At 31.8% G+C, this 14,942-nt stretch carries 13 protein-coding genes; 10 read left to right on the top strand and 3 right to left on the bottom strand.

What is annotated here, in order from left to right:
* Nucleotides 1-66: 66 nt before the first annotated feature.
* The gene (locus E0H99_RS15945; protein ID WP_131997900.1) at nt 67-615 is read right to left on the bottom strand and encodes a hypothetical protein; all 549 of its coding nucleotides are present in this window, start codon (nt 613-615) and stop codon (nt 67-69) included.
* Nucleotides 616-794: 179 nt separating this feature from the next.
* On the opposite strand from E0H99_RS15945, the gene E0H99_RS15940 reads away from it, so the two are divergent.
* The 10 genes from E0H99_RS15940 (at nt 795) to E0H99_RS15895 (ending at nt 13,242) form a co-directional block, all read left to right on the top strand.
* Nucleotides 795-1,199 carry a helix-turn-helix domain-containing protein gene (locus E0H99_RS15940; protein ID WP_131997898.1) on the top strand — a complete coding sequence of 135 codons (405 nt, stop codon included), beginning with the start codon at nt 795-797 and terminating at the stop codon, nt 1,197-1,199.
* Nucleotides 1,200-1,838: 639 nt separating this feature from the next.
* Nucleotides 1,839-2,516 (top strand): response regulator transcription factor, encoded by a 678-nt coding sequence (locus E0H99_RS15935; protein ID WP_131997895.1) that lies wholly within the window; start codon nt 1,839-1,841, stop codon nt 2,514-2,516.
* A complete protein-coding gene (locus E0H99_RS15930; protein ID WP_131997893.1) occupies nt 2,485-3,774 on the top strand; it encodes a sensor histidine kinase in 1,290 nt (429 codons plus the stop codon). The genes E0H99_RS15935 and E0H99_RS15930 overlap by 32 nt, the downstream gene beginning before the upstream one ends.
* A 66-nt stretch (nt 3,775-3,840) precedes the next feature.
* Nucleotides 3,841-6,252, top strand: coding sequence for an outer membrane beta-barrel protein (locus E0H99_RS15925; RefSeq protein ID WP_131997890.1), 2,412 nt, complete (start codon nt 3,841-3,843; stop codon nt 6,250-6,252).
* Nucleotides 6,253-6,257: 5 nt separating this feature from the next.
* Nucleotides 6,258-7,013, top strand: a complete 756-nt coding sequence (locus tag E0H99_RS15920) for a hypothetical protein (protein WP_131997887.1) — start codon at nt 6,258-6,260, stop codon at nt 7,011-7,013.
* 104 nt (nt 7,014-7,117) lie between these two features.
* Nucleotides 7,118-7,549 (top strand): PepSY-like domain-containing protein, encoded by a 432-nt coding sequence (locus tag E0H99_RS15915; protein WP_131997884.1) that lies wholly within the window; start codon nt 7,118-7,120, stop codon nt 7,547-7,549.
* 74 nt (nt 7,550-7,623) lie between these two features.
* Entirely contained in the window at nt 7,624-9,585 is a 1,962-nt protein-coding gene (locus E0H99_RS15910; protein ID WP_131997881.1) for an LTA synthase family protein, read from the top strand.
* On the top strand, nt 9,585-10,487 hold the full coding sequence (locus E0H99_RS15905) for a diacylglycerol/lipid kinase family protein (RefSeq protein ID WP_131997878.1): 903 nt from the start codon (nt 9,585-9,587) through the stop codon (nt 10,485-10,487). The genes E0H99_RS15910 and E0H99_RS15905 overlap by 1 nt, the downstream gene beginning before the upstream one ends.
* Before the next feature lie 1,103 nt (nt 10,488-11,590).
* A complete protein-coding gene (locus E0H99_RS15900) occupies nt 11,591-11,986 on the top strand; it encodes a plasmid mobilization protein (RefSeq protein ID WP_205728704.1) in 396 nt (131 codons plus the stop codon).
* Nucleotides 11,971-13,242, top strand: a complete 1,272-nt coding sequence (locus tag E0H99_RS15895; RefSeq protein WP_131997873.1) for a relaxase/mobilization nuclease domain-containing protein — start codon at nt 11,971-11,973, stop codon at nt 13,240-13,242. Before E0H99_RS15900 ends, E0H99_RS15895 begins: the two co-directional genes overlap by 16 nt.
* A gap of 202 nt (nt 13,243-13,444) precedes the next feature.
* Here the strand turns inward: E0H99_RS15895 and E0H99_RS15890 are convergent, their stop codons facing one another.
* Together E0H99_RS15890 and E0H99_RS17275 are read right to left on the bottom strand one after the other, a co-directional pair.
* Complete coding sequence (locus E0H99_RS15890; protein ID WP_131997870.1) at nt 13,445-13,903, bottom strand: transposase; 459 nt, start codon at nt 13,901-13,903, stop codon at nt 13,445-13,447.
* A 106-nt stretch (nt 13,904-14,009) separates the two neighbouring features.
* Nucleotides 14,010-14,942: hypothetical protein (locus tag E0H99_RS17275; protein WP_205728703.1), on the bottom strand; the 933-nt coding region annotated here is incomplete at its 5' end.

Genomic DNA, 14,942 nt, shown 5'->3' with positions numbered 1-14,942 from the left:
ATTTAGCTTTAGTAAAGTTGGGAATGTGTAAAGGGATATTCTATTCCGTTACGGGATATTTTATCTTCAAGGCTGCTCAACATTTTTAATCTTTTCAACGCCTCTTTCACGTATAAGCTGGCTTGCATCCAGCATTTTGATTAAATGGATATAGGGCGTCATCAGATCACAATCAAATTCTATGGCACTAGGAGATAAAGACAGATGTGTGATTTCGCATAAGAAGAATTCGAAGTCATCTAAGGATTTCGCTGCAAATGCATTTTGGAAGACAATAAAAGGATCGATGTACTCTTCCGCTGTAAGTGAGGCTTGATGGAGAATTGACCTGCGCTCAGATGACAACTCATTCACTTTCCATTTTTTATTTTTGTATTGCAGACAAAAACAAGCTTTAACAAAAGAGCGAAGTCCAGTATAGAAAACAAAGATTTCTCCCGGACAATCTTTTTTATACACTTCCTCTTTATTGATATAAAACACCGCTTCGCATAAAGTCTGTTTATAGTAATCAAGATGGGCATAATCAAAAAATGCAGTAACGACCTCAAACGGGTTTTCTATCTCATAGGCTACCCAAAAATTAGTTTCAAAGGATATTTTATTCTTTTTCATAATCAGAAGATTTAATATTGACTAGCGAAGTTCTATTCTTTGAAGAGGATAATCTATACGAAATGCGGATATAATATCTGATAAAATGGATATTTTACAGGATATTTTTTTATCTTTGAAACTCAGACTTTTTAATCCAAATGGCTTTATCTTTGAGCCTTCAGAAATTAATACTCGTTATGGAACAAAAAATACATCAGGGAAGAAACGTAAAACGCTTCAGAGAAATGCTTGGCGTCAAACAGGAAGCATTGGCTTTTGATCTGGGAAATGACTGGAATCAAAAGAAAATTTCTATGCTGGAGCAAAAAGATTTAATTGAAGATGATATACTCAGGCAAATCTCAGATGCATTGAAAATTCCCGTGGAAGCTTTTCAGAATTTTGATGAAGAACAAGCAATAAATATTATTTCGAATACTTTTGGAGATAATGCTTGTGTTGGAAATCCTAATTCTACATTCAACTTCAATTCTATCCAAGAGTTAAAAAAACTTCACGAAGAAAAAATTGCTTTATATGAAAGAATGTTGAAGGAGAAAGATGAGATGATGGCAAGGCTAGAAAAATTAATCAATAAATAATTTCGAAATAATTCAAATTCATATTCGGAAAAACTAAATGCGAAATATTCATTTATAAAATATATATTAATTCCAAAAAGAGACTCTCGAGTCTCTTTTTTTTATATCATGCAATCAAATTTATAAGTTAACAACTAATTTATAAAAATTGTATTTTAAAATACATTTTAAAAAATCGATACCTATTGTTTTAAATATTGCAAAAAGAAAGATTTAAAGAGAAATAGGAAGCCAATCAATACAGCTACAATTAGCCATTTTGCTCTATTGAAAGCAGAAGTTAAACTAAGAAGTAAAATCAATCTTCAATACATCAACCTGAGTGTTAAATGATTTTTAAAATCCTCCTAAATGATATGTTTTAGACGACAATGTCAAAATATAAATATTGAAGAAAAAATGTAGCTAGAATAAATTTAAGTGCTTAAACAATGAAAACTCGTAGTATTAATCCAACTATAAGAAGATATTGACGACATGGAAGCAAGCATAGAAAGGCCTTGTTCTATAAGGACATCCACCTTAATTCAAGTGAACTTAAGTTTACTTCCTTTATTTTATATTTATACATCATATATTGAAAAATCAAATTAAGAGATAATTCAACATTCATTCAAAATTGATTACTTAATTTGCACCATGAAAATTTTAATAATAGAAGACGAAATCGAAATTGCTACAAGTATTAAAAATTACTTGAGCAGTAATGATTTTGTTTGTGAAGCAGCAAGTACACTAAAAATAGCAATCGAGAAAATCAATTTATATTCCTATGATTGTATTCTATTGGATTTAATGTTAACAGACGGCGATGGATTTAAGATTTTAGAATTACTAAAAAAGCAAAACAAAACAGAAGGTGTAATTATTATTTCCGCAAAAGATACTTTAGAAACCAAAATTGAGGGACTAACACTTGGTGCAGATGACTATTTAACAAAACCATTTCATTTATCAGAATTATTAGTTCGAATTCAAGCATTGGTTAGGCGAAAGCAATTCAACGGAAACAATGTAATTTCTTTTAATGAAATAGAAATCGATACCATAAGCAAGTCGGTTAAAATCAAAGGGAGTAAAATTGAATTTACCAAAAAGGAAATGGATTTATTATTATTTTTGATTGGTAATAAAAATAAAGTTTTATCCAAAAGTGCGATTGCGGAGCATCTATCAGGCGATATGGCTGATATGTTAGACAATCATGATTTTGTTTATGCACACATAAAAAACATGAAAAAGAAGCTCAAAGAAATGGGAGCTACAGATTATCTAAAATCAGTTTATGGAACAGGTTATAAATGGGAAGATGAATAAAAAACTACTTCAAAAAACACTAAATTATTATTTTATCTATGCTCTAGCAATACTAATCACAGTGGGGCCGTTATTTTATATTGTTTCTAATATTCTGTATGAAGAAGATGCCAACGAGGATTTATATGCGATAAAAAAACAATTCACTAAGTTCACCAAAGACGATTTAACAATAAAGGATATAGCAATTTGGAATAAGTTCAATCGTGATGTAACCCTGCAAAAATTCAATGGAATCCAAAAAGATAGTTTATTTGATCATAGTTATTACGATGCACTAAATAAAGAAAACGAGCCGTTTAGAGTACTGAATTCACCTGTGAAGATTGGAGGCAAATGGTACACCTTCTCTGCTAAAATAAATATGGTCGAAAAAGAAAACCTAATAGGAAGTACAGCAATTCTTTTCATTTCTTTATTACTATTACTGATCATTGGTTTTTTAATTATAACCAAAATAATTTCAAAAAAATTATGGTATCCATTTTATGCAGCATTAGATAAAATGGAGCAATTTGAAATTGACAAATCAACTTCTGTAAAATTAGTTAAAAGCACAACCGAAGAGTTCAACCGATTAAATAATTCCATAGATAGCTTAATCCATAAAAACAGTAGTATCTATCAAAGTCAAAGAGAATTTATAGAAAATGCAGCACACGAGTTGCAAACACCAATTGCAATTTTTAAAGGAAAACTAGAAAACATTTTACAACGAAAAGACCTAAACTCGGAACAATTCAAATTAATTGATGATTTAAACAATACTACTACAAGACTCGTTAGACTTAACAGAAATCTATTAGTAATATCAAAAATCGATAGCAATTCATACGATGAAATTGAGAAAATAAGTTTCAAAGAAATAATCAACAATCAATTAACCTTTTTTAGTGAACAGGCACTTTCAAAAAAGACAGTTATTACTACCGAGTTAGCTGATGAGGTTATAATCAATTCAAATCATACTCTTGCAGAAATGCTAATCAGTAATCTGTTTTTAAACACCATAAATCATAATACTTTAAATGGTCAGATTAATGTTAAATTAACTAATGATAGACTAACATTTTCTAATACAGGAACACTTTTACCATTACAAACTGAAAAAATGTTTGAACGTTTTTCTAAATCTAATCCAACCTCTCAAGGAAATGGATTAGGGCTATCCATTATTAAAAAAATAGTAGATACAAACCATTGGACAATTAACTATCATTATACAAACAGAATGCACACTTTTGAAATAGTATTTTAAAATTCAGAATTTCTTCAATTTCCATTTATATTTTTGTTCTATTAAAATCAAAAAAGATAAAATACAATGCGAATTAAAACCCTACTCTTAGTTTCATTTCTACTACTATCAGTAACAAATTTAACAGCACAAAACAAGTCGGTTACGCTATCAGGCAACACCAAAGACAAAGTTTCAAAGTTAGCTTTACCATTTGTAAATGTGGCTTTAAAAACTTCTAAAGATGCCACTTTAACTACAGGAACAATAACTAATGAAGAAGGTCGATTTTCATTAGCCAATATAAAAGCAGGAAACTATATTTTAGAATTTTCATTTACTGGCTACAAAACCAAAACGCAATCGGTTTATGTTGGTTCACTTTCTGAATTTTTAGATCAAGGTACTATCGAATTAGAAGAAGATACTACAATCTTACAAGAAGTGGTGGTGGTTTCTAAATCAAATACCGTCAGCGAAAAAATGGATAAAAAAACATTTTCAATGGCAGACAATATCAGTCAAAGCGGCGGCTCTATTTTACAATCAATGCAAAATTTACCAGGTGTTACAGTGCAAGACGGAAAAGTACAAATTAGAGGTAATGATAAAGTTACCGTATTAATAGATGGTAAACAAACCGCTTTAACGGGTTTCGGAAACCAATCCGGTTTAGATAATATTCCAGCTTCAGCAATAGATAAAATCGAAATTATTAATAATCCATCTGCAAAATACGACGCCAATGGTAACGCAGGAATTATCAATATCATCTACAAAAAAAATAAAAAAGAAGGCTTCAATGGTAAAGTGGGTTTTACCTCTGGCTTAGGTGCTTTGTGGGAACGAAAAGAAAATTTACCTACAATAAGACCACAATATTCACTAACGCCAAAAATCAATCCTACTGTATCGCTCAATTACCGTAAAGATAAAATCAATATGTTTTTCCAAGGCGATTATTTATATACAGAAACCCTAAATAAAAATGAATTTGTAACACGAACATATAATGATGGTACAATCATAAACCAACAATTAAAGAGAAACCGAAACACACATTTTACTACAATCAAATCAGGAATTGATTGGACTATTAATGATTACAATACACTAACCGTTTCAGGCTTATTTGGTTCAGAAAAAATTATTGATAACGGCGACCAACCTTTTTTTAATGAAGATTATTCAGAACGATTAAGGCTTTGGCAATTTTTAGAGGATGAATTGAAAACTACAGTGATGGGAACTGTTGCTTATCAACATAAATTCAAAGAAGCCGGACATTTATTAAATATGGGTTTCAATTATACGTTTCACAGAGAAGATGAAAAATATTTCTTTGATAATATTCTGCCTACTTCTACAAGCAAAGATGCTTTCAAATTGTTGTCTGATGAAAGTGTAGTAGATTTAAATATCGATTACATAAAACCATTAAAATATGGACGTATTGAAACTGGTCTTAAACTTCGAAACCGAATTATTCCAACCAACATGCAATTCTTTCCAGGAACTAATTCGCCTTTAGATGCCGATGCTGGTGGCGAAGCAACCTATGAAGAAATCATTCCTGCGGTTTATGGAAACTACATTTATGAAACTAATAAAATTGAAGCCGAAATTGGTTTGCGACTTGAATATTTAGATTTAGAATATGAGGTAAATCCAAACCATCCAACCTACAAAACAGATGGCTACTCTTATTTAGAACCGTTTCCTAATTTACGTTTTGCCTATAAAATTAATGACGACAACAAAATATCAGTGTTTTACAATCGTAGAGTTGACAGGCCTAACGAGGTAGATATTCGAATATTCCCAAAATACGACGATGCTGAAATTATCAAAGTGGGAAATCCTGGATTACGACCACAATTCACGAATTTAGTAGAATTAGGTTTTAAAAGAAATTTAAAAAAAGGTTATTTATATTCGGCTCTTTACCATCGTTTTGCCGATGCCACTATAACAAGAATTGCTTCTACTGTTCCTAATAGTAATTTAATTTATGCCATTTTTCAAAACGTAAATAAAAGCACGAATACAGGTGTTGAAATGGTCATTTCACAAGATATTGTAAAATGGTATTCTTCCAATCTTAATCTTATTGCCTATTACAATCAAATCGGTGCGTTTACAGTTCAAAATTTATATCCTGAGCCCAATACCTTTTCAGCAGATAAACAAGATGTTTTCTCTGGAAATATAAAGTGGAACAATACTTTACACTTGTCTAAAAAAGTAGACGCGCAGCTAACAGCAATTTATTTAGCTCCAGATATTATTCCGCAAGGCAAAATAAACTCGCGCTTTTCAATTGATTTAGGAATAAAAAAATCGATTCAAAATGGAAAAGGAGAATTTTTTCTAAATGCAACCGACCTATTAAATACGTTGGTAATCAAAAAAGAAATTCAAGGGCAAAATTTTAGTTATACTAGTAATGATTATTACGAAACACAAGTGATTAGATTGGGTTACAACTATAAATTCTAAATTAAATGAAAAAATTACCTGAAATTACAATGGCTTTTTGGATAATGAAAATTTGCGCTACTACTTTAGGAGAAACAGCTGGGGACTTATTTTCAATGACATTAAATATTGGTTACGCATTTAGCTCATTAATCTTAATTGGCTTTTTTATTGTTACACTTCAAATGCAATTGTATGCAGAAAAATACAAGCCATTGCTATATTGGTCAGTAATCCTGGCAACAAGCACCGCCGGAACTACCATGTCCGATTTCATGGACCGTACCTTGGGATTAGGATATGCCACAGGTTCTTTAATTCTAATTACATTATTGATAGCAACATTTGTAGTATGGAAAAAAACAGAAAAATCAGTTTCCGTAAACGATATTCATACATTTCGTGGAGAAACATTTTATTGGATAGCTATTTTATTTTCTAATACGTTAGGCACAGCTTTAGGCGACTTTTTAGCCGATAATTCAGGACTTGGATTTCTTGGGGGTGCTATACTAATTGGTAGTTTATTAGTGATACTAATTTTAGCACATTATTTCCTCAAAGTTTCGGCTGTAGTATTGTTTTGGTTAGCATTTGTTTTAACAAGACCGTTTGGGGCAACTTTTGGAGATTTGCTTACAAAGCCACTCGAAAAGGGCGGTCTAAATTTTGGAACTATTGGTTCATCAACAATATTATTTACAATTTTAATGGTATTAATATTGGTGGCCATTATTAAAAACAATAAAATAGAAGAGCAAGAACAATTTATTGAAAAGTGATTTCATAAAAATTTCATAAAAAGCAGCACCAAGCTCAAAATTCAATATTTCTTCTAAATTGGTTTACACCTTTGGTTATTATTAATTCAAAAAATATAATAGCAATGAATAAATCAATAATCGTGATAGCATTAATAATGGTATCATTAGTGACTTTTGCTCAAAAAACGAAAGAGCAAAATGTTCCTCAAGTAATAAAAAATACACTTCTTCAAAAATTTCCAAAAGCAACAGAAATAAAATGGGATAAAGAAGGTAAAAATTTTGAATCAAGTTTTGATTTAAATAATGTAGACAATTCTGTAGTATTTAATCAAGACGGAAAAATTGTTGAAACGGAAATTGAAATTAAAGTAAGTCAATTACCTAAAAATGCTATACAATACTTAAATGATCATTACAAAAATCAGAAAGTAAAAGAGGTAGCAAAAATTGTTACCGAAAAAGGGAGTCTTATATATGAAGCCGAAATAAAAGGGAAAGATTTGTTTTTTGATGAGAATGGTAACTTTATCAAAAGAGATAAGGTTAGTTAAGTTTTTTTCATGTTTGAGCATTCACATTTAGGTGTGGGTGCTTTTTTGTTTTAACAATTCTCAACAAATTAATTATGTTCAATAAAATTAATATATCACCCCGTTACAGTTTACTCTTTGTATTTATTTCTTGGTTCTTCATATTCTCATTCGTCCTGCGTTTAGTTCTCATTATTTGGCAATATGACGAGGTTTCCTTTAATGTGTTTACACTTATCGGAACATTACTAACCGGTATGTTTTATGACATAGGAACAATAAGTTTTATCACAATTCCTTCAGTACTTTATTACTTTATTTTCCCTAATAAATGGATTGGCTCATGGCTGGATAAAATCTTGGTTTGGTTTTTTACGTCACTAACAATTTTCATATTAGTGTTTACTTTTTTTGCAGAAATTACCTTTTGGGATGAATTCAAAACGAGGTTTAACTTTATCGCTGTAGATTATTTAATCTATACACATGAGGTAATATCAAATATTCAAGAATCATATCCTTTACCACTGCTAATTTTTGGGGTTTTAGCCATAACAGGGACTATACTTTTTGTTTTCTATAAACTTGGCAGTATTAAAAATGCATTTAATTCAAAAGCAAGTATTAAAGACAGAACAATTACGCTAACAACTACTATTACAATTGCATTATTTTTTACTTTTTTTATAACTAACAATCAAGCTGAATGGTCAAAAAACAGGTACAATGCTGAAATCTCAAAATCCGGTATTTATTCCTTTTTTGCAGCTTTCAGAAACAATCAAATGGCATACAATGAGTTTTATACTTCTGTAAATAACAAAGCGGCTTTTGATATTATTAGAAATAAATTAAACGATAAAAACAGCAAATACCAATCGGAAGGATTATCCATTCATCGAACAATAACTGACACCATTAATCAAGAACCAAGCAAGAAAAATGTAGTTTTTATTTTGGTTGAAAGTCTAAGTGGAAGTTTTATGAAAGAGTTTGGCAATAAAGAAAATATAACACCATTTCTAGACAGCTTGGCACAAAAAAGTATCTTCTTCGATAACTTATATGCTACAGGCACAAGAACCGTTCGTGGTATGGAAGCAATGACACTTTGTATTCCACCAACACCAGGGCAAAGTATTGTAAAACGTCCCGAAAACCAAAACTTATATACCATTTCAAATGTTTTCAAAAGCAAAGGATATAACTCAAATTTCTTTTATGGTGGTGATGGTTATTTTGATAATATGAACGCATATTTCGGAGGAAACGGTTTTACAATTTATGATCGTGGTCGCGGCAGTGTATTAAGTGATAAAATTAAAACGGTTCGGAATAATATTAATGATGATGAAGTAACCTTTGAAAATGCTTGGGGAATTTGCGATGATGACATTTACTCTAAAATGCTAAAAGTTGCCGATGAACATTACAAAAACAACAAGCCATTTTTCAATTTTGTAATGACAACATCTAATCACAGACCATATACTTACCCTGACAATGCTATCGATATTCCGTCGGGAACTGGTCGTGAAGGTGCAGTTAAATATACCGATTATGCCATAAAAAAAATGTTTGAAAAAGCCAAATCAAAACCTTGGTTCAAGAATACAGTTTTTATAATTATAGCCGACCATTGTGCTAGCAGTGCTGGCAAAGATGAAATTGATGTTGCAAATTATCACATCCCGGCTTTTATAGTAAACTTCCCAGAAGAACACAATCAAAAAATTAATAAGCAATGTTCTCAAATTGATGTTTTTCCAACATTTTTTTCAATGATGAATTGGAGTTATGAAAGCAATTTCTTTGGAAAAGACATATTAAAATCAGACTTTAAAGAACGAGCTTTACTAGGAACATATAGAAAATTAGTCCTAATGAAAGAAGACCAGGTAATGATTTTATCCGACCAAAAAAAGCAGGCATTTTACAAATGGAATAAAGCAGATAATAGTTTGAAATTATTACCAATGAACAGAACATTTCTTGATGAAACAATATCTTGGTATCAAACAGCCGATTATTTATTTACAAACAAATTACTTAATTAATGATTTACATACATTTTATTGTCAATCCAATATCAGGTAGTGGAAAACACAATATTGGTAAAACCGAATTAGAAAAGCATTTTCCAAAGGAAGTTTATAAGATTGAAGTAGAGTATTCAAATTATAAAAAACACGCAATTATTCTTACTCAAAATGCAATTACTAATAATCCGGACTGTATTGTTGTATGTGGTGGAGATGGCACCATAAATGAAGTAGCATCGTGTTTAATTAATACTAAAATCAAATTAGGCATTATCCCAGTTGGCTCTGGAAATGGTTTGGCATCAAATCTAAATATTCCAAGAGATATTGAGAAAGCAACAGCAATTATTCGAAATAAGAATAGTCAAGCTATTGATGTTGGAAAAGTAAACGAACATTATTTTTTTAGTAATATGGGTATCGGAATTGATGCAATGATTATTAAAAAGTATGACGCTTATAAAAAAAGAACATTAATAGCTTACATCAAAGCAACTGTTGAATCAAGTTTTAAATTTAAACCGATGCAAATGATACTTTCATTTAACAATCATATTATCAATACAAAAAATTTTATGTTTTTTATTTCTAATTCTAATGAAATGGGATATGGAATGAGTCTAACTCCCAAAGCAAGTTTAAATGATGGTTTACTAGATTTAGTTATAATTCCGAAACTGAACCTTTTTGATAAGCTAATTTTAGGTATGCGAGTAATATCAAATAAATTTGAGAAATTCAAAAAAGCGCAACACACATTAATCGAAAAGATAAATATAGAAATACCAGAGAAAATCTTCTTAGACACACAAATTGACGGAGAATATTACAACCTAAAAACCAATAAAATTGAAGTGGCAATAATAACAAACGGATTAGAGGTTATGGTAACCTCAAGTTTAAATGACAACACATAAAACAGTATCAATTTTTTGCACTAATAGCATTTACATTGGCTGGATTAACATCGGTAGTCGCTTAAGTAGAATTGCAAAATGTAGCATCAGATACGATGTTAACTAGACCATCATTAGTATTAGTATTTGTATCTATTTGGTTTAACAGTATTGCTTTTAGTAATGTTAAGGATTTCTCTAATCTTACTAAGAAAGATGTTTTGATACTAGTTGCGTCAGCTATAACAACACCTATTTCTTGTATATTTCATTATAAAGTAATAAAATTGGCAGTGTGTCCGAAGTTGTATAAATTGACAACGGAAGTATAAAAATTAGACCTTCACATTTTTTCATTTCCTAATTATTGAGTCAACAAATGTAAAGAAAAACGTCTATAAATAAAGTATGCTTTTAGCGGGGTGTACACTTTGCAATAAAGCAATTAAATGATTTTTTATTGCAGTAATTCTTTTCAAATCATGTGCAAAAACCTTCCTGAAAACAGTCAGAATTTTGCACATTAATTAAAATATATCCATTTGAAAAAGTACGCTCCCTTATTCAAGATTAATAATTATTTAGGAATATTTTCTTCTGTATTGGAATAAGGGAACGTACACTTTCAAAGACCTCTAAAATAAATATTCTTACAGTTTTACAATCTTCTAAAGACCTTAAAAATATCCCCTTAAAAAATCACAAAAAGTACAACTAAGGTATTGGACATTCATCAACTGCGTGCCCATAATGTCACCGCTCATTCTTCGCAGTGCCACCCTTCGGGACTTATAGCACTCCGTTTGATGCAAATCCAATTTTGTATTGCTTTCTTTTTTTCTTTTTCTTTTGAAAAATTTTTTGGCAGTCTGACTGAATCAAAAACGAATATTTCCTGCTATTTGTCGAAGACATTTCATAGGCAATATTTACCCATGATTGTTTATGTCAAACACTAGTTTTAAATTAGCCTTTATCCTTTAAAAAGCTGAAAGATTGCAACGTTCCTGCAATCGGCCAGATGAACGATTGTTAAACAACCGGATCTGGCTGCCCTACACTCGAAACTCGTGGGCAGTGACACTGAAATGATAAAAAGAGTTTGATACCAATGAAAATGAAAGATGATGGAAAAAGAGAATTCAAACAGATCGCGCATAATCGGGCTAAGACTAACACCTGAAGAATATGCAAAAATTTATCGCAAATGGAAAGCCAGTACTTGCCGTAAGCTGAGCGACTATGTACGCAAGCATCTATTCAACAAGCCCATTACAACCAATTACAGAAATCAGTCATTGGATGATTTTATCGAAGAAACAGTAGTACTACGCAATGAGCTAAGTGCTATTGGGAACAATGTAAATCAGGTTGTAAAAAAGATGCACACCCTACAACAAATTCCTGAATTCAGGGAATGGATTGTACGCTACGAATTGGAGAAAAGAATCCTTTCAAACAAGATGGAGGACATTCAAAATCACATTCAAAAAATCACGGACAAATGGTTACAATCATAAAAACAAGCCATTCGATCCGTAGTATTATAAACTACAATGAGAATAAAGTGAAAGCTGGTGTAGCAGAGTGTATCGGTGCGGGAAACTATCCTGTTGATGTCGATAAAATGAGTGATACCATGAAGCTAAATCGCTTTACAAAAAGGCTTGAATTAAACGAAAATGCCAAACGGAATAGCGTGCATATTTCCTTGAATTTTGATCCGTCAGAAAACCATTCCAAAGAAAAACTGATGGCTATTGCCGATACCTATATGGAGAAAATAGGCTTTGGAAAACAGCCTTATTTGGTGTACCAGCATCACGATGCGGGACACCCGCACGTGCATGTGGTTTCTGTAAATATCGAGAGAGACGGCAAAAGGATTGACCTGCACCATTTGGGCATAAGAAAATCAGAACCAGCAAGGAAGGAGATTGAAGAATTATTTGGGCTCGTAAAAGCGGAAGGACGAAAGAAGAAAGAAGCATTTAATTTGCAGCCTATTTCAATGGGCAAGGTTCGCTATGGACGGATTGAATCCAAGAAAGCCTTAACCAATGCTTTAAATGAGGTTCTCAATGAGTACAAGTATTCGAGCCTTCCTGAACTTAATGCGGTGCTTAAACAATACAATGTTTTAGCTGACCGTGGTAGCGAGAACTCAAAAATATTTTTAGCAAATGGATTGGTTTATCGAATACTGGACGAACAAGGAAAGCCAATTGGTGTTCCAATTAAAGCAAGTGATTTTTACTTTAAACCGACTTTTAAATTTTTAGAGGAAAAATTCAAGGGCAACCAAATTAGAAGACCTCTTGACAAAACACGAATAAAAAATGCCATCGATACCGCACTATTAAGAGAGCAGGCAATGCCCATAACTGAGCTAGCAAGACGATTGGAAAAAGAAGGTATTCATACTGTTTTTAGAAAAAGCGCAGAAGGATTACTTTATGGAATAACGTATGTTGACCATACGACAAAAAATGTTTTTAATGGTAGTAGTTTGGGAAAACAATACAGTGCCAAAGCTATTGAAAAACGTTGCGGATTAAAGGTTGCTGGTGAAGAAAAAAGAAATCAGATTTATGAAAAACTTCCTTCTAAAGAATCATTAATGGATGACCTTCAACAGCAAAAAGATTCACTTACTATTTCAGATTTGGTGAAAGTATTGGATATGATTATGCAAGCTGACTATACTCCTGATTATTTACCGAATCAATTGAAAAACAAAAGAAATAAGAAAAAAAGAAGAGGATTGTCTACTTAAGACAGACGCTATTTCAATCAATATGTTAATCAACAAAAAAACAGAAATTGCAGATGTAATAAAAAAACCACTTCGATTTGAAGTGGTTTTTTGTTGTTTTGTATTTACAAACTAATCTTATTATTAGGTTTCCTATAATATTTTGGAAACAATTTTGCAACAGTATATCTAGCAAAAAACGTAGTATCATTTAGTGGTTGCTCTATGCCTTGAGTGCATTGGCTTCAATTTTGGTCCCATCGATAAATTGTTTCTCAAGACTAATAAGTTCTAAATCAACCATCATCTCAACCAGTTGACTGAAAAGCTTTTCGACGTTCCCTTTTAATTTTTGTCCTCTGAAATCATTTATGGTTCTAAAATCAGGCTGTAAACCACCTGAAAGCCACATAAAGTAAATGTTTTCCTTAACTGCTTTAGCTATTTTTCGACAAGAATAAGTATTGTTTAAATACCCGTAAAACAACACTTTAAGAAGCATTTTAGGATGATAGCTAGAAGAACCACCACCTTTATACTGTGAAATAATATCAGGTATTTCTAATCTTTCAACAACAGAGTCTATTAATCTAGCGGAATGATTTTCTGAAATTAAAGCATTTAAATTCAATGGAAAAAGTTCTTGCTGATGAACTGAATGGTGCTTAAAAATGGGCTGCATAAATCTTGTTTTGAGTACTTAAATATACTAAAAGTCAACATTATAAACAAAAAAAAACTGTCCTAAAATTACTTTTCGGACAGCCTCATGTTAATTATAAATTAAATTATTTACGAGAGATTGCCTTTTTAGTAGTATCACCTTTATTTGTAATCACTTTAATAAAGAACATTTGTGCTTCACTATGATTAAATCTGGTGTATAAAATTACTTCTTTGTTAAAGTAAGCATCAGGATCATCGTATGTCATCAACAATACCCCTTTCGCATCAAATATCTCTATTCTTGCATTTGTTATGTAATCAAAGTCATAACGAATAGTGATGCTTTCTTTGAATGGTATTGGGTATGCTGTGAAATCAGCTTCTTTCGAATTTCTTGTAGCACGAGTTCCACCTAAAGGACAGCCTGAATTATTAAGAATATCTAATTGAGTTGCTAATGCTCCTGGCGCTTTTCCCCCAGTTAAAAATGCCGCATTAACAGCATTTATCACCAATTGAGGACTACTAGAATAAGGTGCTGGATAATCAACTTCATCACTACAAGCATTCAATAAAGCGGCTACCCCTTGACGAGCTAAATTATAAATACCTCCACCACCTAAATTTAGAGCTTGCAATAAAGTTAAATTAGCAAGACTAGATGGTGCATTTGCAAACACACTACCAAACAACATTGAAGGGGTATAGGTTGAACACCATCTATTGGTGTGATTTTTCCAATATCCCAAAGTACATCCTTCTGCAACATTACAAGATTCAATTGATACTGATGTGGTAGCCACTACTGCCGGACAGTCTCTACTCGCCGCAATGGTATAGGTTACGACATACGTACCTGCAACGCTCGTGCTTGGTGTTATTAATCCTGTTGCGCTATTAATTGTTAATCCTCCCGGTGAAGAACTAAATGTTCCGCCTGTGTAGGCTCCAGTTCCTGTTAAGGTAACGGATGTAGTGGCTGCCGTAGTACAGAATGACGCTCCTGCATAAACAATTGCCGCTACCGGTACTGCCGGTGCACTGAGAATCACCGC

The organism is Flavobacterium sp. GT3P67, from assembly GCF_004349155.1.
In the GTDB taxonomy this organism is placed as follows: domain Bacteria; phylum Bacteroidota; class Bacteroidia; order Flavobacteriales; family Flavobacteriaceae; genus Flavobacterium; species Flavobacterium ranwuense.
Note: the sequence above shows the minus strand (reverse complement) of the source record. Positions and strands in the feature narration are given on the sequence as shown.

Excerpts from the sequence above, each read along its gene's own strand:
- E0H99_RS15945 (WP_131997900.1), bottom strand. The coding sequence starts at position 615 with ATGAAAAAGAATAAAATATCCTTTGAAACTAATTTTTGGGTAGCCTAT.
- E0H99_RS15940 (WP_131997898.1), top strand. The coding sequence starts at position 795 with ATGGAACAAAAAATACATCAGGGAAGAAACGTAAAACGCTTCAGAGAA.
- E0H99_RS15935 (WP_131997895.1), top strand. The coding sequence starts at position 1,839 with ATGAAAATTTTAATAATAGAAGACGAAATCGAAATTGCTACAAGTATT.
- E0H99_RS15930 (WP_131997893.1), top strand. The coding sequence starts at position 2,485 with ATGGAACAGGTTATAAATGGGAAGATGAATAAAAAACTACTTCAAAAA.
- E0H99_RS15925 (WP_131997890.1), top strand. The coding sequence starts at position 3,841 with ATGCGAATTAAAACCCTACTCTTAGTTTCATTTCTACTACTATCAGTA.
- E0H99_RS15920 (WP_131997887.1), top strand. The coding sequence starts at position 6,258 with ATGAAAAAATTACCTGAAATTACAATGGCTTTTTGGATAATGAAAATT.
- E0H99_RS15915 (WP_131997884.1), top strand. The coding sequence starts at position 7,118 with ATGAATAAATCAATAATCGTGATAGCATTAATAATGGTATCATTAGTG.
- E0H99_RS15910 (WP_131997881.1), top strand. The coding sequence starts at position 7,624 with ATGTTCAATAAAATTAATATATCACCCCGTTACAGTTTACTCTTTGTA.
- E0H99_RS15905 (WP_131997878.1), top strand. The coding sequence starts at position 9,585 with ATGATTTACATACATTTTATTGTCAATCCAATATCAGGTAGTGGAAAA.
- E0H99_RS15900 (WP_205728704.1), top strand. The coding sequence starts at position 11,591 with ATGATGGAAAAAGAGAATTCAAACAGATCGCGCATAATCGGGCTAAGA.
- E0H99_RS15895 (WP_131997873.1), top strand. The coding sequence starts at position 11,971 with ATGGTTACAATCATAAAAACAAGCCATTCGATCCGTAGTATTATAAAC.
- E0H99_RS15890 (WP_131997870.1), bottom strand. The coding sequence starts at position 13,903 with ATGCAGCCCATTTTTAAGCACCATTCAGTTCATCAGCAAGAACTTTTT.